Consider the following 24,139-nt stretch of genomic DNA (forward strand, 5'->3'; position numbering starts at 1 on the left):
TTTATGGGGACGTATATCGGCGGCTTGGGCGAAATCTGTAGGGATTTGTCGAGATTTTGCGGCGAGGGGATCAGAACAGTCGGGCGAGCAATGCCGTCACCGCGGTCTCGACCCGCAGGATTCGTTCGCCAAGTTGCACCGGCTGCAGGCCGGCCTTGCCCAGCAGGTCGATCTCGTAAGGAATCCAACCGCCTTCGGGGCCAATCGCCAGCGTGACCGGTTCCGTCAGTGCCCGGGGGCAGGGCGGGTGGTCACCAGGATGGCCCACCAGGCCCAGGGTGCCATTGACGATGGCCGGCAGGCGATCTTCAACGAAGGGCTTGAAGCGCTTTTCGATGATGATCTCCGGTAGCACACTGTCCCGGGCCTGCTCCAGGCCAAGGATCAATTGTTCGCGGATGGCCTCGGGCTCGAGGAACGGCGTCTGCCAGAAGCTCTTCTCGACGCGATAGCTGTTGATCAGCACCACGCGCGGCACGCCCATGGTGGCAATGGTCTGGAACACCCGCCGGAGCATCTTCGGACGCGGCAGGGCCAGCACCAGTGTCAATGGCAGCTTCGCCGGCGGTGGCTGGTCGAGGGTCACTTGCAGTTCGGCTTCGCGGGCTTCCAGGCGCAGCACCTGGGCGGAGCCCATCGACCCGCCGATGCGTCCGACCCGCAGGCTGTCGCCGACAGCGCTGCGGTGGACTTCCTGCATGTGGGTCAGGCGGCGATCGCTCAGGACGACCCGGTCAGGACCAACGAAATCGGCCTCTTCGAGCAGCAGCAGGTTCACGGTTGGGTCGCAGGCGGCTGGTCGTTATGATCGTCGGCCGTTTCAGCTTCCGGCTCTTCGCTACGTTTACGCACCAGACCGCCGAACAGCACGCCGATCTCGAACAGCAACCACATCGGTACTGCCAGCAAGGTCTGGGAGAAAATGTCCGGCGGGGTCAGGATCATGCCGACCACGAAGCAGCCGATGATCACGTACGGACGGATCTTCTTCAGGTACGTAACGTCGACCACGCCGATCCACACCAGCAACACCACCGCAACGGGAATTTCGAACGCCACGCCGAAGGCGAAGAACAGCGTCATGACGAAATCCAGGTAACTGGTGATGTCGGTCATCATCTCCACGCCGGCCGGAGTGGCGGCGGCGAAGAACTTGAAGATCAGCGGGAACACCAGGAAATAGGCGAACGCCATGCCGGTGTAGAACAGCAGGATACTGGACACCAACAGCGGCACGGCGATGCGTTTTTCATGCTTGTACAGGCCGGGGGCGATGAAGCCCCAGATCTGGTGCAGGATCACCGGGATCGCCAGGAACAGCGAGACCATCATCGTCAGCTTCAACGGTGTCAGGAACGGCGACGACACGTCGGTGGCGATCATGGTCGCGCCTGCCGGCAAATACTGGCGCAGGGGCGTGGAGACGAAGGTATAGATCTGCTGGGTGAAGGCGAACAGCCCGGCGAAGATGATGAAAATCGCCGCCACGCAGCGCAGCAGGCGGGTGCGCAACTCGGTGAGGTGCGATACCAGCGGCATCGGCTGATCGTTCTCTGGGATATTGCTCATGATGCTCGCGGCGGCTGTGTGGGGTCGTTGGGGGCCGGTGTCGGCGCCGTTGGGGCTGTCTCTACGGGCTTGACTGGCTCAGCCGGCACCGCTGCGGGTTCATCCACCGGCACCTGGGGCGCCGTTGCCTGTTCGGCCGTGGGTTGGACCGGTGTCGGCTCCTGTTGGGTCGGCGTGAGGATCTTGCGCGCCTCCTGCTCCAGGGACAGGATGTGTTCGTTGTGAAGTTGCCGACGGATCTCGTCGGCACCGATTTCACGCTCAACTTCCTGTTTGATCGCATTGAAGCTGCGCTTCAGGCGCCCGATCCAGAGACCGGCGGTGCGCGCAGCACCCGGCAGGCGCTCGGGGCCCAGCACCAGCAGGGCGACGAGGCCGACGAGCAGCAGTTCAGTGAAGCTGATCCCAAACATTAGTCAGTGCTCACGAGTCTTTGCGGGTCGGCTCTTCGACTTTCTGTGCCTGCACATCGATAGTGTGCGGCGCATTCACAGGCTGTGCTGCTTGAGGCTGTACGGGCTGGGCCGGCTGCACAGGCTGGGCAGGGGCTGCCGTCGGATCGGCCGGTTTCTCGTCGTCGTTCATGGCTTTGCGAAAGCCCTTGATCGATTCGCCGACATCGGTACCCAGGTTCTTCAGTTTCTTGGTCCCGAACACCAGCACCACGACAACCAGGATGACGATCCAGTGTTTCCAGTCAAAAATACCCATGTGGCTATTCCTCTCAATAGTTGATCAGGCGGACGGGCGCGAAGCCTTCTCGACGTGCCCGGACAGACCGAAGCGACGGTCCAGTTCATCCAGTACAGCCTGTGGGTGCTGCCCCAATTGAGCCAGCATGACCAGGCTGTGGAACCACAGGTCGGCGGTCTCGTAGATCACGTCGCTGCAGTCACCGCTGATAGCGGCGTCCTTGGCGGCGATGATGGTCTCGACCGATTCCTCGCCGACTTTCTCCAGAATCTTGTTCAGGCCCTTGTGGTACAGACTCGCGACATAGGAACTGTCAGCCGCTGCGCCTTTGCGCTCTTCCAGCACCTGGGCCAGGCGGGTCAGGGTATCACTCATGAGTATGTCCTGAATAAATGGCATGCGGGTCCTTGAGCACCGGATCGACGGTTTTCCAATCGCCGTTCTCGAAGACGCGATAGAAGCAGCTCTGACGGCCGGTGTGACAGGCGATTTCACCGACCTGTTCGACCATCAGGATGATGACGTCGCCGTCGCAGTCCAGGCGCATTTCATGCAGATGCTGCACGTGGCCGGACTCTTCGCCCTTGCGCCACAGCTTGCCACGGGAACGTGACCAGTAGATGGCGCGGTTCTCGCTGGCGGTCAGGGCCAGGGCCTCGCGGTTCATCCAGGCCATCATCAGTACGCGCCCGGTCTTGTGATCCTGGGCGATGGCTGGCACCAGGCCGTCAGCGTCCCATTTGATTTCGTCCTGCCAGTTTTTCATCTTCGACTCCGACCATGGGCCTTGCACCTCAAGTCGGTGGGCCCAGCGTTGAAACAGTGTGCCAGTGCGAACCGGTGCTGGCTATCGACGAACGACCAGATACAAACCAACGATCACCATCACGGCGGCAGGCCAATGCCCCAGCTCGCTCAACGGTCCGCCGGCCGCCAGCACCGCGCCGCCACCCAAGTGTGCGGCACCGAGCAGGCGCAGCAACCAGTCGTCCTTGCGGCGTTTCCACGGCGGGGCGGGGTCTTGGGCGTGGGGCTGGGACATGCGTTCGAGCAGGTCCCGGGTCATGTTGGCCAGGTGCGGGATCTGCTCGAGCTGACTCTGCACGTTGCCCAGCAGGGCCTTGGGGCTGACGCGCTCGCGCATCCAGCGTTCGAGGAAGGGCTGAGCGGTGTTCCACAGGTCCAGGTCCGGGTACAACTGGCGACCGAGGCCTTCGATGTTCAGCAGGGTCTTCTGCAACAGCACCAGCTGTGGCTGAACCTCCATGTTGAAGCGACGCGCGGTCTGGAACAGGCGCATCAGCACCTGGCCGAAGGAAATATCTTTTAACGGTTTTTCGAAGATCGGCTCGCACACGGTGCGGATCGCCGCTTCGAATTCGTTGAGCTTGGTCTCGGCCGGTACCCAGCCTGAATCGATGTGCAGTTGTGCGACGCGGCGGTAATCGCGCTTGAAGAACGCGAACAGGTTGCGGGCCAGGTAATCCTGGTCCTCGGGTGTCAGGCTGCCGACGATGCCGCAGTCGATGGCAATGTATTGCGGGCTCCACGGTTGCACGGTGCTGACGAAGATGTTGCCGGGGTGCATGTCGGCGTGGAAGAAACTGTCGCGGAACACCTGGGTGAAGAAGATCTCCACGCCGCGTTCGGCGAGCATCTTCATGTCGGTGCGCTGGTCGGCCAGGGTCGCCAGGTCGGTGACCTGGATGCCGTAGATGCGCTCCATTACCAGAACCTTGGGGCGGCACCAGTCCCAATAGACCTGCGGCACATACAGCAGCGGCGAGCCTTCGAAGTTGCGGCGCAACTGGCTGGCGTTGGCGGCCTCGCGCAGCAGGTCGAGCTCGTCGTAGATGGTTTTCTCGTAATCCTGGACCACGTCGACCGGGTGCAGCAGGCGCGCATCGGCAGACAGTCGCTCGGCGGTGCGGGCGAGGATGAACAGCCAGGCGAGGTCCTGGGCGATGACCGGCTTGAGGCCCGGTCGGATGACCTTGACCACCACTTCTTCACCGCTCTTGAGCTGCGCGGCATGGACCTGGGCCACGGAGGCCGAGGCCAGGGGCTCGACGTCGAAACGGCTGAAGACTTCGTTGATCTTCTTGCCCAGTTGCTCCTCGATCAGGGCCACCGACAGTTTGGAGTCGAACGGTGGCACGCGGTCTTGCAGCAGCATCAGCTCATCGGCGATGTCTTCGGGCAACAGGTCGCGGCGGGTCGAGAGGATCTGCCCGAACTTGATGAAGATCGGTCCCAGGTCCTGCAAGGCCAGCCGCAGGCGGGCGCCGCGACTCAGGTCCAGCGTTCGCCGGGGGAACCAGCGCCACGGCAGCACGAAACGCAGTGCCAGCAGAAACCAGGGCAGAGGCAGGGCGAACAGCAAGTCATCGAGGCGGTAACGGATCACGACGCGCTGGATGCGCAACAAACGGCGGACGGCAAGCAGCTTCATGCGTTATCGCTTGGTTTCAAGGGATCGGGAAAGGCGCTCGAAACGCGCCTCGAGACGTTCCAGATCAAGTTTGATCCGGTCCAGTTCGTTAAAACGGGCTTCGGCTTCGCGTTTTCCTACGAGCGTACGCGATTCTTCGGCCAGGTATTCACTCAGATTCTGCCCCAGGCTGGCGAACCCCTGCCGATACCAGCGTGTGCGGCTGCGTAAGTGGCCGCTGATCAACTGGGTGGCCACCGGGCCGAGCCAGCGGGACAGCTCATATTCCCAGTCCAGCTCCAGGTCCTGCAGGATGGCCGCCAGGTCCAGCAGCGCGCCGCTGTCGCCTTCGAGCTCGACGTCGGGGCTGTGCAACACCGCCGTTTTGTCCTTGCTCAAGGCCAGGTTCAGCAGGCTCGAGGCCGGGGCACGCAGGGTGCAATCCGCCTCGGCTTCCCAATGGGAGGCGAGCATCAGGCCTTCGTCGCTGGGCAGGATAAACAGCTGCAACGTCGGGCTGCGGCAATCGACGGCAATCACCTTGCCACCCAGATGCGCCAGGCGCGCCAGCGCCGTGCTGTCCAGGCGCAATACCCGGTTGATGCCGAGTTCGACGCTGGCGAGCAGGCCGGCGAGCAGCATCAGGGTTTGATACCGCGGTGCAGGGCCACGATGCCTGAGGTCATGTTGTGGTAGGTCACGCGGTCGAAACCGGCCTCGACCATCATCGACTTCAGGGTCTCCTGGTCCGGGTGCATGCGGATCGATTCGGCCAGGTAGCGATAGCTTTCCGCATCGTTGGTGATCAGCTTGCCCATCAATGGCATGAAGGCAAACGAGTAGGCGTCGTAGGCCTTGGACATCAGCGCGTTGGTAGGTTTGGAAAATTCCAGCACCAACAGGCGCCCACCGGGCTTGAGCACCCGCAGCATCGAGCGCAGGGCGTCTTCCTTGTGGGTGACATTGCGCAGGCCGAAGGCGATGGTCACGCAATCGAAGTGGTTGTCCGGGAACGGCAGTTTCTCGGCGTCGGCCTGGACGAACTCGACATTGCCGGCCACACCCAGATCCAGCAGGCGGTCTCGACCGACCTTGAGCATGGATTCGTTGATGTCGGCGAGCACCACATGGCCGGTCGGTCCGACGATGTGGGAGAATTTTTTCGTCAGGTCGCCCGTGCCGCCAGCGATGTCCAGCACGCGGTTGCCGCTGCGCACGCCCGACAGCTCGATCGCGAAGCGCTTCCACAGACGGTGCATGCCGCCCGAGAGCAGATCGTTCATCAAGTCATATTTGGCGGCTACCGAGTGGAAAACCTCAGCGACTTTTTCCGCCTTCTGGCTTTCCGGCACGTTCTTGAAGCCGAAGTGAGTGGTGGGTTCGGCATCGCTGCCTTTGCGCTGATCAGTCATATCGCTGTCACCAAAAAAGAATGCGGGACATTCTAATCCCGGTGGAGGGCTTTGTCTTGGCAAGGCTGAAGGTAAGATGAACCACCGCCGGGACGTTTTGACGCAGTCCGGGCAATTGCCGATATAACAGGAGTCAGCGAATGGCCAAAATCAGTGTTGAGCGTACCCATGACCTGGGCAAGGAAGCGGCCCGCGCGAAGGCCGACCAGTTGGCGCAGAAATTATCCGACAGCTATGGCCTGAAACCGCAATGGGTCGGCGACACGCTGGAGTTCAAGGGTTCCGGAGTCGAGGGTACGGTGGCGGTCGGCGAGGACCTGATTCGCGTCGACGTGAAGCTGGGCCTGTTGATGTCGGCCATGAGCGGGATGATCAAGACGGAGATTGAAAAGGCGCTGGATAAGGCGTTGGCCTGACGCTGAACTCATGTGGGCACTCCCCGCTGTGGGAGCGAGCCTGCTCGCGATAGCGGTGGGTCATTCAATGATGATGTTGACGGTGATACCGCCATCGCGAGCAGGCTCGCTCCCACAAGAAAGAAGTCAGTGCTTTCAAGAATTGTGTGAGTTGTTAGGGTGCCGTTTCTAATTATTCTCCCTACTTTGTGCCTGAGCCCGTCCGCATGCGGGCAGTTCCTCCAACCTGTTTTCCAGTGAGGTGCACCATGGCCAAAGTTATTCTGAAGAAAAAAACCGACGTTGAATCTTCCACGCTCAGCGGCGTGAAAACGTACGCGCGCAAGATCTGGCTGGCTGGCCTGGGCGCCTACACCAAGGTCGGCCAGGAAGGCAGCGAGTACTTCCAAGAGTTGGTCAAGGCTGGCGAAGTTATTGAAACCAAAGGTAAAAAGAATATCGCTGGAAAACTTGAAGCGGCCAACAGCGAACTGATTGAAGCCAAGGCTGACGTCAATACGTTCAAGGCCCGGGTCGAAGTACAACTCGATAAAGTCGAGAAGGTATTCGACGCCCGTGTTGCAAGTGCCTTGAATCGTATCGGCATTCCGTCTAAACATGACGTTGAGGCACTCTCTGCCAAGCTCGATGAGCTGACGGCACTGCTCGAACGTGTGACGCGTAAACATTAAGGAGAACGGGATGGCTGGCAAAAGAACAACCGAAAAAGAAAGCAGCTCGTGGGCCGGGAAGATTGAAAAATACTCCCGCAAAATCTGGCTTGCTGGTTTAGGCGTGTACTCGAAGATCGACACTGACGGCAGCAAACTCTTCGAGTCCCTGGTTAAGGACGGCGAGAAGGCCGAAAAACTCACCAAGACGGCGGTCAGCAAGCAAGTCGATGCCGCCAAGGACTCTGCCGAGTCCGCCAAGTCGCGCATGAGCGGCGTGAAGGATCGTGCGCTGGGCAAATGGGACGAGCTGGAAGGGGCTTTCGACAAGCGCCTGAACAGCGCGATCTCTCGCCTGGGCGTGCCAAGCCGCAATGAAGTCAAGGCTCTGCACAGCAAGGTCGACACCCTGACCAAGCAGATCGAAAAACTCACCGGGGCCAAGGTCGCACCGGTGGCGGCCAAGACTGCAGCGGCCAAGCCGGCCACTAAAGCGGCGGCCAAGCCATTGGTGAAAGCGGCGGCGAAAACCGTGGCCAAACCTGCGGTGAAAGCCGCGGCCAAGCCAGCGGCAAAAACCGCTGCAGCCAAGCCTGCAGTCAAGGCTGCGGCCAAACCGGTAGCGGCCAAAGCGGCAGCCAAGCCTGCAGCGGCCAAACCAGCGGCGAAGCCTGCGGCAAAAACCGCGGCGGCGAAACCTGCTGCGGCGAAACCGGCAGCGAAACCGGCGGCCAAGCCCGCGGTAAAAGCAGCAGCCAAACCTGCCGCCGCGAAAAAGCCGGCCGTGAAGAAAGCGACCGCGCCAAAAGCAGCGGCACCCAAGGCACCGGCAGCCGTCGCAAAACCGGCGACCCCGACGAGCACGGCAAACTCCGCCTCGGCTCCGACTCCGGTTGCCACCCCGACTCCAGCGCCGGCTCCATCGACGCCTACCAGTCAGTCCTGATTTTCAGGGCACACACAAAACGCCCGGCCTGCGAAGGTCGGGCGTTTTTGTTCATGAGTGCCACAGGGCCCTTGTGGGAGCGAGCCTGCTCGCGATAGCGGTGTATCAGTGACATCCACGCTGCTGACCCACCGCCTTCGCGAGCAGGCTCGCTCCCACAGAAAGGGCTATTCGTGGTCTTCCAGATACCGCAATGCCAACCGTTCGGTCGCCACCTTGGTCGCCGGTAGCAGATGCGGGGCCACCAGCATCATGATCTGATAGACCACCAGTCGAACCTCCCCTTCGCGATCAAGAATCCGCTGGTAGTCCAGCGAGAACAGCAACGTCAGGGTGATCTGTTCCACCAATTGTCCCAAGGCCTGGGTGCCGCTGACCAGAAGCCCCTGGGCCTTGAGTTGCGCCAGCAGGGATGCGAGGGTGCGCTTCAGGGCATTGAGCAACTGGCGGATACCCTTGGCCAGTTTCGGCAAGCGCCCGGCCAGGTTCGACAAGTCCTGGAACAGGAACCGGTATTGGGCCAGGCGTTCGACGATCAGGTGCAGGAACAACCAGTAATCCTCCGGTGCCAGTTGCGCGTCGGCGGGGGGATCCAGCAATGGTGACAACTCTGCCTGGAAGTGCTCGAACAGCCCCAGGACAAGGGGTTCCTTGCCATGGAAGTGGTAATAGAGATTGCCGGGGCTGATGCCCATTTCGTTGGCGATTTCCAGGGTGGAAACGTTCGGTTCGCCCTTTTCATTGAACAGATGCAGGGCGCATTCAAGAATGCGGTCGCGGGTCTTCATCCGGTTTTCTTAATGATGGAGTCGTGCCACGGCCGATACTTCGACCGTGGGGTGAGCCATTCAACGCACGCGTACATAGGTTCCCGGTGCCGCTTCCAGTGGTGGGTATTTGGCGTTGCCCAGGGTCATCCGGGTTTCACGCCGGGCACCGGAGCGCGCCTGAATCCAGTCCAGCCACTGAGGCCACCAGCTGCCATCGACGTGTTTGCCATCGTAGTACCAGGCTCGCGGGTCACTGCTCAGTTGTGGATTCTCGACGTAATTGGCCTTGGGGTTGCCCGGAGGATTGATGATGCTCTGGATATGCCCGCTGTTGGAGAGCACGAAGCGTCGCTCACCTCCCAGCAGCAGCGTCGAACGATACACCACGTCCCACGGGGTAATGTGGTCGTTTATGCCGGCCACGCTGAAACTGTCCACGGTCACCTGCTGCAGGTCGACCGGTGTGCCGCACACTTCCAGCGCCCCGGGACGGGTGAGCGGGTTGTGCTTGAAGAGGTCCAGCAGTTCACCGTGATAGGCCGCCGGCAGCCGCGTGGAGTCGTTGTTCCAGTAGAGGATGTCGAAGGCCGGCGGTTCTTTGCCCAGCAGGTAATTATTGATGAAGTAATTCCACACCAGATCGTTGGGCCGCATCCAGGCGAATACCCGGGCCATGTCACGACCCTCGAGAATGCCCTTCTGGTAGGACCGGCGCTTGGCGGCTTCGAGGGCCTGCTCATCGAGGAACAGGGTGGCCGCACTGTCGATCTCGCAGTCCAGCAGGCTCACCAGGTACGTGGCGCTGGCGACTCGGCGCAGTTGACGCTTAGCTTGCAGATGACCTTGCAGGGCAGCGATGGTCATGCCGCCGGCGCAAGCCCCCATCAGGTTGACCTCACGGGCGCCAGTGATCGCCCGGCAGACGTTCATGGCTGCTTCGGTCGCCTCCACATAACTGGACAGGCCCCATTCACGGTGGCGCACATCCGGGTTGCGCCAGCTGATGATGAACACCTGCAAGCCATTCTTCAGGGCGTACTGGACGACGCTGTTGGAGGGGGTCAGGTCGAAAATATAGAACTTGTTGATCTGCGGCGGCACGATCAGCAACGGCTTGGCGTATTGCTTTTCGCTCATGGGCCGGTATTGGATCAGCTCCAGCATTTCATTGCGGAACACCACTGCGCCGGGTGTGATTGCCAGGGTCTTGCCGACCTCGAAGGCATGGGGCGTGACCTGCCGTGGCATTGCGTCGTTGTGTAGCAGGTCATCGACCAGGTGACTGAGGCCACGGATCAGGCTGGTGCCGCCGGAGTTGAAGAACTCCTTGACTGCCAGTGGGTTGAGCAAGGTGTTCGAGGGCGCCATGGCGTCGTTGAGCAACGAGAAGGCGAAGTGCGCGCGTGCATGATCATCGGGCGTCATGTCGCAATCGTCGATCCAGCTCCTGACCTGTTTTTGCCAGCTCAGGTAGGCCTGCAGGCTGCGACGGTAAAAGGGATTGAGTTCCCAGGTGGGATCGGCGAAGCGCTTGTCCTTGGGGTTGGTGGGGTGCAGGGTTTCCCCCAGCAGCACGCGACCCAACTGGCTGCCCAGCTTCAGCGCGTGCCGGGCACTGTTCACCGGGTTGCGCAAGCCGTAGGCGGCAACGTCGCGCAAGGTGGACAGCAGGTCCCTGCCGCGCAGGCCGGTGACCGCACTTTGCGCATTGATGAAGCTGGCAGGGGCGGGCATGGAACCCTTCGCCGGTTTGTCGCGCATGAGTCAACTCCTTCTTCATCAGGCCAAATACAAACACACCGAATCAGACAACATAGTCGCTGTTTCGGAAGTTGCGCGTTCCGGCTTCCTGCCAGGCGCGCCGGGGCGTCAGCCGCCACCCTGCGGTGTGGGATGCGGATGCATGACCGCACGCTGACGTTCTTCCTCCAGGAACTTCATGATGATGGGCGCCACGGCCTCGGCCCGGGTGATCAGGAAGAGGTGGCCGTCATCGATGATGTGCAGCTGGGAGTTGGGGATGCGCCAGGCCAGCATGCGCATGTTGATCAACGGGATCAGCGGATCGTCGTCGCCGGCCAGGATCAGGGTCGGCTGATGGATCTTGTGCAGCCAGTGGATACTGGTCCAGCCCAGGCCGGCAAACAGTTGCCAGTAATAACCGAGTTTGCCCGCCGAGCGGACCCTGGCCGCGTGGCTGGTCGCCAGATTCGGGTCGCGGCGGAACGAGCCGCCGTAGATCAGCGGCGCGATGCGCAGCACATGGGAAGGCTGAACGTAGCGTCTGGGGCTTGCCATCATCCACAGTACCTTCGGCTTGCCCGGCACCATCACCGCCCCGGCGGCCGTGGCCGCCAGGATCAGTTTCTTGCAGCGCTCCGGGTAATCGTGGGCGAACTGCTGGGCCAGGGCGCCGCCCCATGACACACCCACCACGCTGACCTGCCCATAGTCGAGGTAATCGAGCATGCGCGCGGCAAGCTTTGCCAGGCCAGGAAAGCGATAGGGCCGGCTGGGTGTCGATGAACCGCCGACACCAGGCACATCGAAGGCGATGACTTCCAGGTCCGGGTCCAGGGCCTCGATGAACGGGAACACCAGCTCCAGGTTCGCGCCGATGCCGTTGAAAATCAGCAGCGGCGTCAAGTGAGGCTTGCCGGGACGTACCGCGGTGCGCAAGGTCTGGCCATCCAGGTCGACGGTACGGAAGATGTACGGTTGCGGCATGCTTCAAGCCCTGTGGGTTATGTCGCGATCTTTCATTTTTCCCCGATTCCTTGTGGGAGCGAGCCTGCTCGCGCTGGCGTCGGGTCAGTCGGTATGGATTTGACTGGCCTGGCGCTGTCGCGAGCAGGCTCGCTCCCACAGGGGATTTGCTGCGAGCATGGGATCGGGTCTGCAGCGAGCGGGTCCTGCATCAGATCAGGATATCGGCAGGCAAGTCCCATCCGTTACCGCTCATGCACATACGTGCCAGGTGCCGCTTCACCCGCCACGTAGGTCTTGTTGCCCAGAACGGTGGGTGCCTTTTTCAGTTTGCCCGAGCGCTCGGCCTGCCAGGCCTGCCAGTGCAGCCACCACGAATCGGTGTGCTTGGTGGAGTTTTCCTGCCAGTCCTCGGCCTTGGCGGGCATGTCTTCGCTGGTCATGTAGCGCGACTTGGGATTGCCCGGCGGGTTGAGGATGCTCTGGATATGACCGCTGCTCGACAGCACGAAATCCACTTTGCCACCGAACAGCTGCGCCGACTTGTAGCAGGACTTCCACGGCGTGATGTGGTCGTTGGTGCCCGCCAGGGCAAAGATGTCGGCAGTGACCTGCTTGAGATCGATCGGCGTACCGCACACTTCCAGTGCATTGGGCCGGGTCAATGGGTTGGTCTTGAACATTTCGATGAGGTCGCCGTGGAACGCCGCCGGAAGCCGGGTGGTGTCGTTGTTCCAGAAGAGGATGTCGAATACCGGCGGCTCGTTGCCCAGCAGGTAGTTGTTGACCCAGTAGTTCCAGATCAGGTCGTTGGGGCGCATCCAGGCGAAGACCTTGGCCATGTCGCGGCCTTCGAGCACACCCGCCTGGTAGGAATGACGCCGGGCCGCTTCGAGGGTCTGCTCGTCGACGAACAGTGCCACGTCAGTGTCCAGGGTGGTGTCGAGCACGCTCACCAACAGGGTCAGGGCGTTGACTTTCTTCTCGCCGAGGGCGGCGTAATGGCCCAGCAGCGCGGTGCAGGTGATGCCACCCGAACAGGCTCCCAGCATGTTCACGTCCTTGCTGCCGGTGATGGCCGTGACCACATCCACCGCTTCCTTTAGCGCCTCGATGTAGGTCGACAGGCCCCACTCGCGCTGGTCTTTGGTGGGGTTGCGCCAGCTGACGATGAAGGTCTGCACATTGCTGCGCAGGCAGAAGCGCGCCAGGCTCTTGTCCGGGCTCAGGTCGAATACATAGAACTTGTTGATCTGCGGCGGAACCACCAGCAGCGGTCGCTCATGGACCTGCTCGGTGATGGGACGGTACTGGATCAGCTCCAGCACGTCGTTGCGAAACACCACGGCACCTTCGGTCACGCCCAGGCTCTTGCCGACTTCGAAGGCGTCCATGTCCACCTGGCTCGGCATCCCCCCGTTGTGCACCAGGTCCTTGGCCAGGTGGGACAGGCCGTCCAGCAGGCTCTTGCCGCCGGTTTCGAAGAAGCGCTTGACCGCTGCCGGGTTGGCCGCCGAGTTGGTCGGCGACATGGCTTCGGTCATCAGGTTGATCACGAAATGCCCACGGCTGATGTCCTGGGGCGGCAGGTTGCTGTCATCGATCCAGGCATGCAGTTCCTTGCGCCAGGCCAGGTAGGTCTGCATGTAGCGCTTGTAGAGCGGGTTCTGGCTCCATGCCGGATCATTGAAGCGGCGGTCATCGGCGGCTGGTTGCAGCTCGGACTTGCCGAACAGGACGTTCTTGAGCTCGGCACCGAAATGGGCGACGTGCCTGGCGCTGTGCAGCGGTTGCTTGAGGGTCTGGGTCAGTACCATGCGAGCAGAGGCCAGCAGGTCTTTTCTGCGCAAGCCGACGACGGGATTCAACCCCAGGGTATTTTCCGAGGCTTGGTACTTCAGGTCATCGTTGTTCTTGTTGCTCATCTACGACGCTCCATTGTCAGACGAGTACCGGGACCGTGCCGCAAAGCCACACAGCCAATACCAGGTACGCTGCTCGGGTGACCGTTAATTCCGCATCGTGGCCAATGAGGAAACATGTGCAAGGGAACTCGCAGGTTCCTTTGCAGGGAACTTGCCAGCTCCATTGGTTACCCGAGTTTAATTTTTTTCGCAAGCAGGCCAGTCATTGACCTTGCCGGGTGGACATTCAAACAGATGAGTCTAGAAAATTCGCCCTAAAGCGCCAGCCCTTGAGCTAGAGCATCAGCTTGACGACGGACTCGCTGGGGTCGCGGGTTTTTCCGGCGGCCTTGAGCTCGGCAAGATAATCGCTCCACAAGTCGTCCTGGCGCACTGCCAACTGGTACAGGTACTCCCAGGTGAACAGTCCGCTGTCATGACCGTCGTCGAAGGTCAATTTCAGTGCGTACTGGCCGGCGGGTTCGATCTTGGACAAACCGACGTTGAGCTTGCCGTATTGCAGGATGGGTTTGCCGTGGCCCTGGACCTCGGCGGAAGGCGAATGCACCCGCAGGAATTCGGCGGGCAGGTGGTACTCCTCGTCCGGCGCGTATTTCAGCGTCAGGGTCTTCGAAGCTTTGTGCAGATTGATGGCGGTGGGGAGTTTGGTCATGGCCTGTGGTCCGTAGCTGAAAGAACCCTGATCTACGCAGCGACACCGTCAGATGTGGGAGCGAGCCTGCTCGCGAAGGCGCAGTGTCAGCCAACAATGATGTGACTGATACCCCGCTTTCGCGAGCAGGCTCGCTCCCACACGGAACTGCGCATGCCTGTAGTGATGAGTTACAGGATATACCGCGACAGGTCTTCGTTCTGCGCCAATTCACCCAGGTGGCTGTTGACGTACTCGGCGTCGATGAGGATCGGCGCTTCGTCATGTTTGCTCGCCAGGTCACCGGCGCTGAACGACACTTCCTCGAGCAGTCGCTCAAGCAGCGTGTGCAGGCGGCGAGCACCGATGTTCTCGGTCTTCTCGTTGACCTGCCAGGCGATCTGCGCCAGGCGCTTGATGCCTTCTGGCGTGAACTCGATGTTCAGGCCTTCGGTCTTGAGCAGTGCGCAGTACTGTTCGGTCAGGGAGGCATGGGGCTCGCTCAGGATGCGTTCGAAGTCTTCCGGCGACAGCGCCTTGAGCTCCACACGGATCGGCAGGCGGCCTTGCAGTTCCGGCACCAGGTCACTTGGCTTGCTCAGGTGGAACGCGCCGGAGGCGATGAACAGGATATGGTCGGTCTTGACCATGCCCAGCTTGGTGTTGACCGTACAACCTTCGATCAGCGGCAGCAGGTCCCGTTGCACGCCCTCACGGGAGACGTCGGCACCGCCGACATTGCCACGCTTGGCAACCTTGTCGATTTCGTCGATGAACACGATGCCGTGCTGTTCGACGGCCTCCAGGGCCTTGGCCTTCAGTTCTTCCTCGTTGACCAGGCGGCTGGCCTCTTCATCGCGCACCAGTTTCAGCGCTTCCTTGACCTTCAGCTTGCGGCTTTTCTTCTTGCCCTTGCCCATGTTGGCGAACAGGCTCTGCAACTGGTTGGTCATCTCTTCCATGCCCGGCGGCGCGGAAATGTCGACGCCGGACATTTCGGCCACTTCGATCTCGATTTCCTTGTCGTCCAACTGGCCTTCGCGCAGACGCTTGCGGAACAGTTGGCGGGTGTTGGAGTCCTGGGTCGCGGCGGAGTCGGCATTGAAACCCATGCGCGCCGGTGGCAGCAGGGCATCGAGGATGCGTTCTTCGGCCGCGTCTTCGGCGCGGTGGCGGACCTTGGTGATTTCCTGTTCGCGCAGCAGCTTGATGGCGGCGTCGGCCAGGTCGCGGATGATCGACTCGACGTCACGGCCGACATAGCCGACTTCGGTGAACTTGGTGGCCTCGACCTTGATGAACGGGGCGTTGGCGAGTTTCGCCAGGCGACGGGCGATCTCGGTTTTGCCGACACCGGTCGGGCCGATCATCAGGATGTTCTTGGGGGTCACTTCGACGCGCAGCTCTTCGGGCAGCTGCATCCGGCGCCAGCGGTTACGCAGGGCGATGGCGACGGCGCGCTTGGCATCGTCCTGGCCGATGATGTGGCGGTTGAGTTCGTGGACGATTTCGCGGGGAGTCATGGACATAGTAGTTGGCGGTCCTCAAGCAAGAATGAGCCGGGGTACGGGCTTCATTCTGCGAGATCCTGCTCCTCAATGGTTTGGGTATGGTTGGTGAAGACACAGATGTCGCCGGCAATGCCCAGGGCGGTCTCGACGATTTCACGGGCCGACAGGTCGGTCTTCTTCAGCAGCGCACTGGCGGCGGCCTGGGCGTAGGCGCCCCCGGAACCCATGGCGATCAGGCCGTCTTCGGGCTCAACCACATCGCCGTTGCCGGTGATGATCAGGGAGGCGTCCTTGTTGGCGACCGCCAGCATGGCTTCGAGGCGGCTGAGGGAACGGTCGGTGCGCCACTCCTTGGCCAGCTCAACGGCGGCCCGAACCAGATGGCCCTGGTGTTTTTCCAACTGGCCTTCGAAGCGCTCGAACAAGGTAAAAGCGTCGGCAGTGGCCCCGGCGAAGCCGGCGATTACCTGGCCGTGATACAGGCGGCGGACTTTCTTCGCATTGCCTTTCATCACGGTATTGCCCAGTGAAACCTGGCCGTCGCCGCCCATGACGACTTTGCCATGACGGCGGACTGAAACGATGGTGGTCAAGGGAAGAGTCTCCACGCAGCGGGGCGAAAATGCCCGGATGAAAACTCATATGGGGGTGACGTGGGGTTTTTCAACTGCGGCGTGGGCGAGAGGACGGGTGGTCTCTTACTGATCGTGCCCACGCTCCGCGTGGGCATGCAGCCCGTGACGCTCCGCGTCACTGGACGCGGAGCGTCCCCTGAGGCGTTCCCACGCGGAGCGTGGGAACGATCAGTAGGCTACTAGCGGCTCTGGCGTTGTTGTAACAGCAGGTTGCTAAAGCCGCTGCTGGCCAGTTGTTTCTGCGCCTTGGTCAGTTCCTCGCGGTTGCTGAACGGGCCGACCATGACCCGATACCAGGTTTCGTCCTTCACGGTCCCGGACTCCACCGACACGGATTGGCCCTGCAAGATGATCTGCGCCCGGACCTTGTCGGCGTCGGCTTCCTTGCGGAACGAACCGGCTTGCAGGAAGAACTTCGTCACCGGCGCGGCTTTCTGCACGGGTGGCGCCGGTGGCGGCGTGATGCCAGCCAGGGCCGCCTGGGCGCGGGCGGTGTCGATCTTCGCGGCTTCGGCCGGAGTGACCGGCGTGGCGGGCACTTGTGGCGTCGGCAGGGTTTTTTCCGGTACCGCATCAGGCGGCACGATGACTTCCGACTCCGGCAGCAGGGTGTAGAAGTCGTATTTCGGCTTCACCGGTTGCGTCGGGCTCGGCGGAGTCTTGTTGGCCTCGGCGATGCGCGTGGCTTTCTGCTGCTCCTGGCGAACGCGCTTGACGTCATCGCCCTGGCCCGGCTCCAGTTTCATCAGGAACACGATGAAGGCGCCGACGCTCAGGCCGATCGCCATCCACAACCAGCCCGGAATCGGCTTCTTGGCCGGGGCCTGGTAACGACTGGCGCCGCGTTTGGGGGCAGGTTTTTTCTTGGCAGCCAACTTACATGCGCTCCAGCGTTTCCAGGCCCAGCAGTTCCAGGCCTTGCTTGAGGGTGCGTCCGGTCAGCGCGGCGAGGCGCAGGCGGCTCTGCATTTGCTCCGGGGTGTCGGCGCTCAGGATCGGGCAGTTCTCGTAGAAGCTGGAGAACAGACCGGCCACGTCATACAGGTACGCGCACAGGGTGTGGGGTGTGCCCTTGTCGGCGACGTTGTTCAGCACTTCGCCGAACTGCGCCAACCTCGCTGCCAGTTCCTGTTCGTGAGCCGCCTCCAGCACAATCCGGCCATCCACCTCGTCGAAGCTTTTGCCGAGCTTGCGGAACACGCCTGCCACGCGGGTGTACGCGTACAGCAGGTACGGCGCGGTGTTACCTTCGAAATTGAGCATCAGGTCGAAGTTGAAGCTGTAGTCGCTGGTGCGGTGCTTGGACAGGTCGGCGTACTTCACCGCGTCGATGCCCACGACTTTGGCGATCTGGCGCAGTTCGTCCTCGGCCAGGTCCGGGTTCTTGCCCTTGACCAGGGTGTAGGCGCGCTCCTGGGCTTCGGTCAGCAGGTCGATCAATTTCACCGTGCCGCCGTCGCGGGTCTTGAACGGACGGCCATCGGCACCGTTCATGGTACCGAAGCCCATGTGCTCCATTTCCATCGGGCGAGGTACGAAGCCGGCCAGGCGGGCCACTTCGAACACTTGCTGGAAGTGCAGGGCCTGACGCTGGTCGACGAAGTACAGGACCCGGTCCGCCTTCAGCACGCTGTTGCGATAGCGCACGGCCGCCAGGTCAGTGGTGGCGTAGAGGTAGCCGCCGTCGGCCTTGACGATGATCACCGGCAGAGGCTCGCCGTCGGCGGTCTTGAACTGGTCGAGGAACACGCACTGGGCGCCGTTGCTCTCTACCAGCAAGCCCTTGGCCCGAAGGTCGTTGACCACATTGATCAGGTCGTCGTTGTAGGCGCTTTCGCCCATCACGTCGGCCATGGTCAGCTTGACGTTCAGCAGTTCGTAGATTTTCTGGCAGTGGGACAGGGAGATGTCCTTGAACTTGCTCCACAGGGCCAGGCACTCGGCATCGCCGGCCTGCAACTTGACCACCAGGCCACGGGCGCGGTCAGCGAACTCCGGCGACTCGTCGAAGCGCTGCTTGGCGGCGCGGTAGAAGTTCTCCAGGTCCGACAGTTCGTCGCTGGTGATTGGGTTTTCCTGCAGGTAGGCCATCAGCATGCCGAACTGGGTGCCCCAGTCGCCGACGTGGTTCTGCCGGATCACGGTGTCGCCCAGGAACTCCAGGACCCGGGCCACGCCATCGCCAATGATGGTCGAGCGCAGGTGGCCGACGTGCATTTCCTTGGCGAGGTTCGGCGCGGACAGGTCGACCACGGTGCGTTGCAACGGGCCGGCTTTGCGCACGCCGAGGCGTTCGTCGGCCAGGGCGGCGTCCAGGCGCGAGGCCAGGGCCTGGGTATTCTGGAAAAAGTTGATGAACCCGGGGCCGGCGATGTCTGCCTTGGTGACGTTTTCGTCAGCCGGCAGCGCAGCGATGATTTTCTCGGCCAGGTCCCGTGGTTTCATTCCGGCCGGTTTTGCCAGCATCATTGCGATGTTGCTGGCAAAGTCGCCATGGGTCTTGTCGCGGGTGTTTTCGACCTGAATCGCCGGCGACAGGCCTTCTGGCAACACACCTTCAGCGACGAGTTGGGTGATGGCTTGCTGGATGAGCTGGCGAATGGTGTCTTTCATGGTCTTCTCTTTCAACCGCAGGCGCGGCGGCGCTTCGATGCGCTGGTGGAAAAACTGGGCATTATCCGTGGGGAAGACGGGCTTGCCAACTGTAGCGGGTCGGTTGGGGGCCGGTGGTGACTATTCGGACGCCATCGCGAGCAGGCTCGCTCCCACATTGGAATGCGATTTCCTGTGGGAGCGAGCCTGCTCCGGGCGGCGATATTCCATTCAGTACAAATCCACCGGATCCACATCCATCGACCAGCGTACCGCTCGTCCGCTGGGCATCTGTTCCAGTACCAGCAGCCAGGCGCTCAGTAGGCGATGTAGCGGCGCCCGGGCATTGGCTTGTAACAAGAGTTGCGCCCGATAGCGCCCCGCGCGTCGTTCCATCGGCGCTGGTACCGGGCCCAGCAACTCGATTCCGCTCAGGTTCTGCTCGGCCAGCAGGCGCTCGGCCTCGCTGCAGGCGTCGTCAAGAAAGCCTTCGGCCTGCCCCGGCTTGTGGGCTTCGGCCCGCAACAGCGCCAGATGGGCAAACGGCGGCAGGCCGGCGCTGCGGCGCTCGCTCAAGGCTTGCTCGGCGAAGGCGAAGTAGCCTTGCTCGGTCAGTTGTATCAGCAGCGGGTGGTCCGCCAGGTGGGTCTGGATAATCACCTTGCCCGGCTCTTCGGCCCGCCCGGCACGGCCGGCAACCTGGACGATCAGTTGCGCCATGCGTTCGCTGGCACGGAAATCCCCGGAGAACAGCCCGCCGTCGGCGTCCAGGATCGACACCAGCGTCACCCGGGGGAAGTGGTGTCCTTTGGCGAGCATCTGCGTGCCCACCAGGATGCAGGGCTGGCCTTTCTGGATCGTGGTGAACAACTGGTTCATCGCGTCCTTGCGCGACGTGCTGTCACGATCCACCCGCAGCACCGGGTAATGGGGAAAGAGAATGCCCAGGCGCTCTTCGGCGCGTTCGGTGCCGGCGCCCACCGGACGCAAGTCCACCTTGCCGCATTGCGGGCAATGCCTCGGTACTCGCTCGGTGTGGCCGCAGTGGTGGCAACGCAGCTCGCCGTAGCGTTGATGCACGGTCATCCGCGCGTCGCAGCGTTCGCAGCCGGACATCCAGCCACAGTCATGGCACAGCAGGGTCGGGGCGAACCCGCGGCGGTTGAGAAACACCAGGACCTGCTGGCCGGCAGCCAACGTCTGGCCGATGGCTTGCTGCATCGGCCCGGAAATGCCGCTGTCCAGTGGGCGGCTCTTTACGTCCAGGCGCAGGAACCGCGGCTGTTTGGCACCGCCGGCCCGTTCGTTCAGGCGCAGGAGCCCATAGCGACCGGTGTAGGCGTTGTGCAGGCTCTCCAGGGAGGGCGTCGCCGAGCCGAGGACAATGGGAATGTCCTCCTGGCGGGCCCGCACCAGGGCCAGGTCGCGGGCGTGGTAGCGCAGGCCTTCCTGCTGTTTATACGAGCCGTCGTGTTCTTCGTCGATGATGATCAGCCCGGGGTTCTTCATCGGCGTGAAGAGGGCCGAGCGGGTGCCGATGATGATATCGGCCTCGCCGTCCCGGGCGGCCAGCCAGGCTTCCAGGCGTTCGCGGTCATTGACCGCCGAATGCACCAGGGCGATCCGGGCGTTGAAACGCTGTTCGAAGCGCGCGAGGGTCTGTGGACCGAGGTTGATTTCCGGAATCAGCACCAGGGCCTGCTTGCCCGCTTCCAGGGTCTGGCGGATGAGCTGGAGATAGACTTCGGTCTTGCCGCTGCCGGTGACGCCCGCCAGCAGAAAGGCGTGATAACTGTCGAAGCCTGCGCGGATCGCTTCGCAAGCCGCTCGCTGTTCGGCATTGAGCGGCAGTTCCGGCTGGGCCAGCCAATGTTCATGACGGGCGCCCGGGGCATGCCGGCGGACTTCCACCTGGACCAGATCCTTGGCCAACAGCAGGTCGAGGCTGTCCTTGCTGAGCATCAGCTTGCTCAGCAACTGATGCGCCACGCCGTGGGGATGCTGGGCAAGCGTCGCCAGGGCTTCGCGTTGACGGGGCGCGCGGGCGATGCGCGGGTCATCCAGCGAAGCCCCCGGTGCCACCGACCAGAACCGCTCCTGGCGTGCTTCGGCCGGTTCGCCCTGGCGCAGCAACACCGGCAACGCCCAACTCAGGGTGTCGCCGAGGCTGTGCTGGTAATACTGGGCGGTCCACAGGCACAGCTTGAACAACGAGGTCGGCAGCGGCGGCGTGGCATCGAGCAGCGCCAGGGCGGGCTTGAGCTTGTCGGCGGGGACCTCGCTGTGGTCGGTGACTTCCACCAGAATGCCGATCATTTCCCGCCGACCGAACGGCACCCGCAAGCGCATGCCCGGTTGCAGCCGGGCACGCGGGACTCCGGCCGGGGCGCGATAGTCGAACAGGCGGCGCAGGGGCGAAGGCAGGGCGAGGCGCAGGATGGCGTCGGGCACGCGGGGATCTCGATAGCAAATCAGAAGGGCTGGGTGCACCCTGTGGGAGCGAGCCTGCTCCGGGCGGCGATCCGACGATAGCGGTGGTTCAGCAACCTGCACAGTGACTGACACGCCGCCATCGTCGGATCGCCGCCCGGAGCAGGCTCGCTCCCACAGTTGAGGTCGGGAGCCTAGCAGACGGTTGGTACAAGGCATAGCTTGCGTCATCGTCGATGTCTGGTAGAATCCGCGCCCTAATTACGTGCGGTATTCAACAATAGTGTTGGGTGGCGGCACGCTAGCCTGAGGAAAACACCATGAAAGCCGATATCCATCCGGAATACCCAGCCATTGCTGTAACCTGCAGCTGCGGCAACAAGTTCGAAACCCGTTCGACCTACGGCAAAGCCCTGGCGATCGACGTTTGCAACGAATGCCACCCGTTCTACACCGGTAAGCAAAAGACTCTGGATACCGGTGGTCGCGTTCAGAAGTTCGCAGACCGTTTCGGTGCTTTCGGCGCCAAAAAGGCCTGAGACTGATCATTTTGGCGGGTCGTTTCGACGGCTGCGAAGTGATGAAAAAGGCGTCCCTTGTGGGCGCCTTTTTTGTGTCCGCGATTTGGCTGAGCGGCGCCCAGGCCTTCTGCCCCGCACCGACGGGCGCGACCGAGGTGGTGGTCCGGCGGGTGGTGGATGGCGATACCCTGCGCCTGACAGATGGTCGCAGCGTGCGCTTGATCGGCCTCAATATACCTGAGCTGGGTCGGCAGGGGCGTTCCGACGAGCCCTTTGCCGTTGCGGCCCGCCGTCGCCTGGAAGCCTTGGTGGCCGCCAGTGGCGGGCGCGTAGGGTTGGTTCCCGGCAGGGAGGGCAAGGATCGCTACGGTCGGACACTGGCCCATGCCTATGGTGCCGATGGACGCAATCTCGAAGCGCAGATGCTCGCCGAGGGCCTGGGCTTTCAGGTGGCGGTGGCACCGAATGTCGGGTTGGCCGATTGTCAGCGGGCCGCCGAACGCCAGGCGCGGGAAGCGCGTCTCGGCCTGTGGAAGCGTTCACCCGTGCTCAAGACCGGGCAGGTCAAGGCGTCCGGTTTCGCAGTGCTGAGCGGGCGCGTCAGCGCAGTCAGGCGCAATCGTGGTGGTGTTTGGCTGCAATTGGATAATTCGGTTGTATTGCGCATTGCGCCCAATCTGCTGGAACGCTTCGATATGGCTTCGCTCGAGCGCCTTGTCGGCAAGCAGGTCGAGGCGCGTGGCTGGGTGGCCGAGCGGTCTCGCCGTGGGAACGCGGGGCAGGGGCAAGGCCGCTGGCTACTGCCGCTGACCGATCCGGCGATGCTGAGTCCGATGCCGGGATAAAAAATTGTAGACATTTTTTCTGTTGATTGTATGCATCGAGCCCTTGTGTTTCGTGGCCCTTGGCCCAAAGTCGTAGGGCAGGGCGCTTGACAGCGGTGACCGGTCAGTCTTGTAGGGACTTTGCGAGGCGCGTATCCTCGGCGGTCCGTCTGTCCAACACAGTAAAAAGCGGAATGCCCACATGTCTGATCTGAAAACTGCCGCTCTCGAATATCACGCTCATCCTCGTCCAGGAAAGCTGAGTGTCGAGCTCACCAAGGCCACCGCTACTGCCCGCGATCTGTCGCTGGCCTACAGCCCCGGCGTAGCCGAGCCAGTCCGCGAAATCGCTCGCGACCCTGAACTGGCCTACCGATACACCGGCAAGGGCAACCTGGTTGCAGTCATTTCCGATGGCACCGCGATTCTCGGCCTGGGTGACCTGGGTCCATTGGCCTCCAAGCCGGTCATGGAAGGCAAGGGTGTGCTGTTCAAGCGTTTCGCCGGTATCGACGTGTTCGACATCGAAGTCGACTCCGAAAGCCCGCAAGCCTTCATCGACACCGTCAAGCGCATCTCCATCACCTTTGGTGGCATCAACCTGGAAGACATCAAGGCGCCTGAGTGCTTTGAAATCGAACGCGCGCTGATCGAACAGTGCGACATTCCGGTGTTCCACGATGACCAGCACGGTACCGCAATCGTGACCGCGGCCGGCATGATCAACGCCCTGGAAATCGCTGGCAAAACCTTGCCGGAAGCCAAGATCGTCTGCCTGGGCGCCGGTGCTGCGGCCATCTCCTGCATGAAATTGCTGGTGAGCATGGGCGCGAAGATCGAAAACATCTTCATGATCGACCGTACCGGTGTGATCCATTCCGGTCGTAGCGACCTGAACCAGTACAAGGCTGTCTTCGCTCACGCGACCGACAAGCGCACCCTGGCGGACGCATTGGACGGCGCTGACGTATTCGTCGGTCTGTCGGGTCCGAACCTGCTGAGCCCGGAAAACCTGCTGCGCATGGCGCCGAACCCGATCGTGTTCGCCTGCTCGAACCCGGATCCGGAAATCGCTCCGGAACTGGCTCACGCCACTCGCAACGACGTGATCATGGCGACTGGTCGTTCGGACTACCCGAACCAGGTCAACAACGTACTGGGCTTCCCATTCATCTTCCGTGGTGCCCTGGACGTTCGCGCCAAGCGCATCAACGAAGAGATGAAAGTCGCGGCGGCCAACGCCCTGCGCGAACTGGCCAAGCTGCCGGTGCCTCAGGAAGTCTGCGACGCCTACGGCGGCATCAAGCTGGAATTCGGTCGTGAATACATCATTCCGAAGCCAATGGACGCCCGCCTGATCACCCTCATCTCCGACGCCGTGGCCAAGGCCGCGATCGAGACTGGCGTGGCAACCCTGCCGTACCCGAAAAACTACCCGCTCAAGAGCGTGGATGATGTGTTCAACGGCTAAACCGTT

Annotated in this window: 24 protein-coding genes and 1 pseudogene; 6 read left to right on the forward strand and 19 right to left on the reverse strand. The window is 62.1% G+C overall.

Annotated features, from left to right (window positions below; all coding sequences use genetic code 11):
- Nucleotides 1-70: 70 nt before the first annotated feature.
- The 9 genes and pseudogenes from FGE05_RS16160 to ubiE all read right to left on the reverse strand — a co-directional run bounded on the left by FGE05_RS16160 (nt 71) and on the right by ubiE (nt 6,105).
- On the reverse strand, nt 71-778 hold the full coding sequence (locus tag FGE05_RS16160) for a 16S rRNA (uracil(1498)-N(3))-methyltransferase (protein WP_139646469.1): 708 nt from the start codon (nt 776-778) through the stop codon (nt 71-73).
- Nucleotides 775-1,569: a twin-arginine translocase subunit TatC gene (gene tatC / locus FGE05_RS16165; RefSeq protein WP_139646471.1), complete on the reverse strand. Its 795-nt coding sequence runs from the start codon at nt 1,567-1,569 to the stop codon at nt 775-777. The genes FGE05_RS16160 and tatC overlap by 4 nt, the downstream gene beginning before the upstream one ends.
- Nucleotides 1,566-1,982, reverse strand: a complete 417-nt coding sequence (gene tatB / locus FGE05_RS16170; protein WP_139646473.1) for a Sec-independent protein translocase protein TatB — start codon at nt 1,980-1,982, stop codon at nt 1,566-1,568. Before tatB ends, tatC begins: the two co-directional genes overlap by 4 nt.
- 10 nt (nt 1,983-1,992) lie before the next feature.
- A complete protein-coding gene (locus FGE05_RS16175) occupies nt 1,993-2,280 on the reverse strand; it encodes a twin-arginine translocase TatA/TatE family subunit (RefSeq protein WP_139646475.1) in 288 nt (95 codons plus the stop codon).
- 24 nt (nt 2,281-2,304) lie between these two features.
- Nucleotides 2,305-2,637: a phosphoribosyl-ATP diphosphatase gene (locus tag FGE05_RS16180; protein WP_003186671.1), complete on the reverse strand. Its 333-nt coding sequence runs from the start codon at nt 2,635-2,637 to the stop codon at nt 2,305-2,307.
- Nucleotides 2,630-3,028: a phosphoribosyl-AMP cyclohydrolase gene (hisI, locus tag FGE05_RS16185; RefSeq protein WP_024779928.1), complete on the reverse strand. Its 399-nt coding sequence runs from the start codon at nt 3,026-3,028 to the stop codon at nt 2,630-2,632. The genes FGE05_RS16180 and hisI overlap by 8 nt, the downstream gene beginning before the upstream one ends.
- An 81-nt stretch (nt 3,029-3,109) precedes the next feature.
- Nucleotides 3,110-4,714 carry a ubiquinone biosynthesis regulatory protein kinase UbiB gene (ubiB, locus tag FGE05_RS16190; RefSeq protein WP_139646478.1) on the reverse strand — a complete coding sequence of 535 codons (1,605 nt, stop codon included), beginning with the start codon at nt 4,712-4,714 and terminating at the stop codon, nt 3,110-3,112.
- Nucleotides 4,711-5,335: pseudogene (locus FGE05_RS16195) on the reverse strand (SCP2 domain-containing protein). The gene ubiB and the pseudogene FGE05_RS16195 overlap by 4 nt, the downstream one beginning before the upstream one ends.
- Nucleotides 5,335-6,105 carry a bifunctional demethylmenaquinone methyltransferase/2-methoxy-6-polyprenyl-1,4-benzoquinol methylase UbiE gene (gene ubiE, locus FGE05_RS16200; protein WP_024779926.1) on the reverse strand — a complete coding sequence of 257 codons (771 nt, stop codon included), beginning with the start codon at nt 6,103-6,105 and terminating at the stop codon, nt 5,335-5,337. Before ubiE ends, FGE05_RS16195 begins: the two are co-directional and overlap by 1 nt.
- A 140-nt stretch (nt 6,106-6,245) precedes the next feature.
- On the opposite strand from ubiE, the gene FGE05_RS16205 reads away from it, so the two are divergent.
- The 3 genes from FGE05_RS16205 (at nt 6,246) to FGE05_RS16215 (ending at nt 8,117) form a co-directional block, all read left to right on the forward strand.
- Complete coding sequence (locus tag FGE05_RS16205; protein ID WP_139646482.1) at nt 6,246-6,521, forward strand: polyhydroxyalkanoic acid system family protein; 276 nt, start codon at nt 6,246-6,248, stop codon at nt 6,519-6,521.
- Between the two features lie 248 nt (nt 6,522-6,769).
- Entirely contained in the window at nt 6,770-7,192 is a 423-nt protein-coding gene (locus tag FGE05_RS16210) for a phasin family protein (protein ID WP_139646484.1), read from the forward strand.
- 10 nt (nt 7,193-7,202) lie between these two features.
- Nucleotides 7,203-8,117: a phasin family protein gene (locus FGE05_RS16215; RefSeq protein WP_139646486.1), complete on the forward strand. Its 915-nt coding sequence runs from the start codon at nt 7,203-7,205 to the stop codon at nt 8,115-8,117.
- 167 nt (nt 8,118-8,284) lie between these two features.
- On the opposite strand, the gene FGE05_RS16220 is transcribed toward FGE05_RS16215, so the two are convergent.
- From FGE05_RS16220 to FGE05_RS16265, 10 genes are all read right to left on the reverse strand, one after another.
- On the reverse strand, nt 8,285-8,905 hold the full coding sequence (locus FGE05_RS16220) for a TetR/AcrR family transcriptional regulator (RefSeq protein WP_139646487.1): 621 nt from the start codon (nt 8,903-8,905) through the stop codon (nt 8,285-8,287).
- A 60-nt stretch (nt 8,906-8,965) separates the two neighbouring features.
- On the reverse strand, nt 8,966-10,648 hold the full coding sequence (phaC, locus tag FGE05_RS16225) for a class II poly(R)-hydroxyalkanoic acid synthase (RefSeq protein ID WP_139646489.1): 1,683 nt from the start codon (nt 10,646-10,648) through the stop codon (nt 8,966-8,968).
- Nucleotides 10,649-10,756: 108 nt separating this feature from the next.
- Nucleotides 10,757-11,614 carry a poly(3-hydroxyalkanoate) depolymerase gene (phaZ, locus tag FGE05_RS16230; protein WP_139646491.1) on the reverse strand — a complete coding sequence of 286 codons (858 nt, stop codon included), beginning with the start codon at nt 11,612-11,614 and terminating at the stop codon, nt 10,757-10,759.
- 224 nt (nt 11,615-11,838) lie between these two features.
- A complete protein-coding gene (phaC, locus tag FGE05_RS16235) occupies nt 11,839-13,518 on the reverse strand; it encodes a class II poly(R)-hydroxyalkanoic acid synthase (RefSeq protein WP_139646493.1) in 1,680 nt (559 codons plus the stop codon).
- A 274-nt stretch (nt 13,519-13,792) separates the two neighbouring features.
- Nucleotides 13,793-14,170, reverse strand: coding sequence for a gamma-butyrobetaine hydroxylase-like domain-containing protein (locus tag FGE05_RS16240; protein WP_024779918.1), 378 nt, complete (start codon nt 14,168-14,170; stop codon nt 13,793-13,795).
- A 170-nt stretch (nt 14,171-14,340) separates the two neighbouring features.
- A complete protein-coding gene (hslU, locus tag FGE05_RS16245; protein WP_139646495.1) occupies nt 14,341-15,678 on the reverse strand; it encodes an ATP-dependent protease ATPase subunit HslU in 1,338 nt (445 codons plus the stop codon).
- Between the two features lie 44 nt (nt 15,679-15,722).
- On the reverse strand, nt 15,723-16,253 hold the full coding sequence (hslV, locus tag FGE05_RS16250; protein WP_003186641.1) for an ATP-dependent protease subunit HslV: 531 nt from the start codon (nt 16,251-16,253) through the stop codon (nt 15,723-15,725).
- 221 nt (nt 16,254-16,474) lie between these two features.
- On the reverse strand, nt 16,475-17,170 hold the full coding sequence (locus FGE05_RS16255) for an SPOR domain-containing protein (protein WP_041024763.1): 696 nt from the start codon (nt 17,168-17,170) through the stop codon (nt 16,475-16,477).
- Nucleotide 17,171: 1 nt separating this feature from the next.
- Nucleotides 17,172-18,908, reverse strand: coding sequence for an arginine--tRNA ligase (gene argS / locus FGE05_RS16260; RefSeq protein ID WP_139646497.1), 1,737 nt, complete (start codon nt 18,906-18,908; stop codon nt 17,172-17,174).
- Between the two features lie 210 nt (nt 18,909-19,118).
- The gene (locus FGE05_RS16265) at nt 19,119-21,338 is read right to left on the reverse strand and encodes a primosomal protein N' (protein WP_139646498.1); all 2,220 of its coding nucleotides are present in this window, start codon (nt 21,336-21,338) and stop codon (nt 19,119-19,121) included.
- Nucleotides 21,339-21,637: 299 nt separating this feature from the next.
- On the opposite strand from FGE05_RS16265, the gene rpmE reads away from it, so the two are divergent.
- The 3 genes from rpmE to FGE05_RS16280 all read left to right on the forward strand — a co-directional run bounded on the left by rpmE (nt 21,638) and on the right by FGE05_RS16280 (nt 24,133).
- A complete protein-coding gene (gene rpmE / locus FGE05_RS16270; RefSeq protein WP_024779913.1) occupies nt 21,638-21,856 on the forward strand; it encodes a 50S ribosomal protein L31 in 219 nt (72 codons plus the stop codon).
- Between the two features lie 41 nt (nt 21,857-21,897).
- Nucleotides 21,898-22,683, forward strand: a complete 786-nt coding sequence (locus tag FGE05_RS16275) for a thermonuclease family protein (protein WP_139646500.1) — start codon at nt 21,898-21,900, stop codon at nt 22,681-22,683.
- 181 nt (nt 22,684-22,864) lie between these two features.
- A complete protein-coding gene (locus FGE05_RS16280) occupies nt 22,865-24,133 on the forward strand; it encodes a malic enzyme-like NAD(P)-binding protein (protein WP_139646501.1) in 1,269 nt (422 codons plus the stop codon).
- Nucleotides 24,134-24,139 lie beyond the last annotated feature (6 nt).

This window comes from Pseudomonas sp. ICMP22404 (assembly GCF_006227205.1).
Lineage (GTDB): Bacteria > Pseudomonadota > Gammaproteobacteria > Pseudomonadales > Pseudomonadaceae > Aquipseudomonas.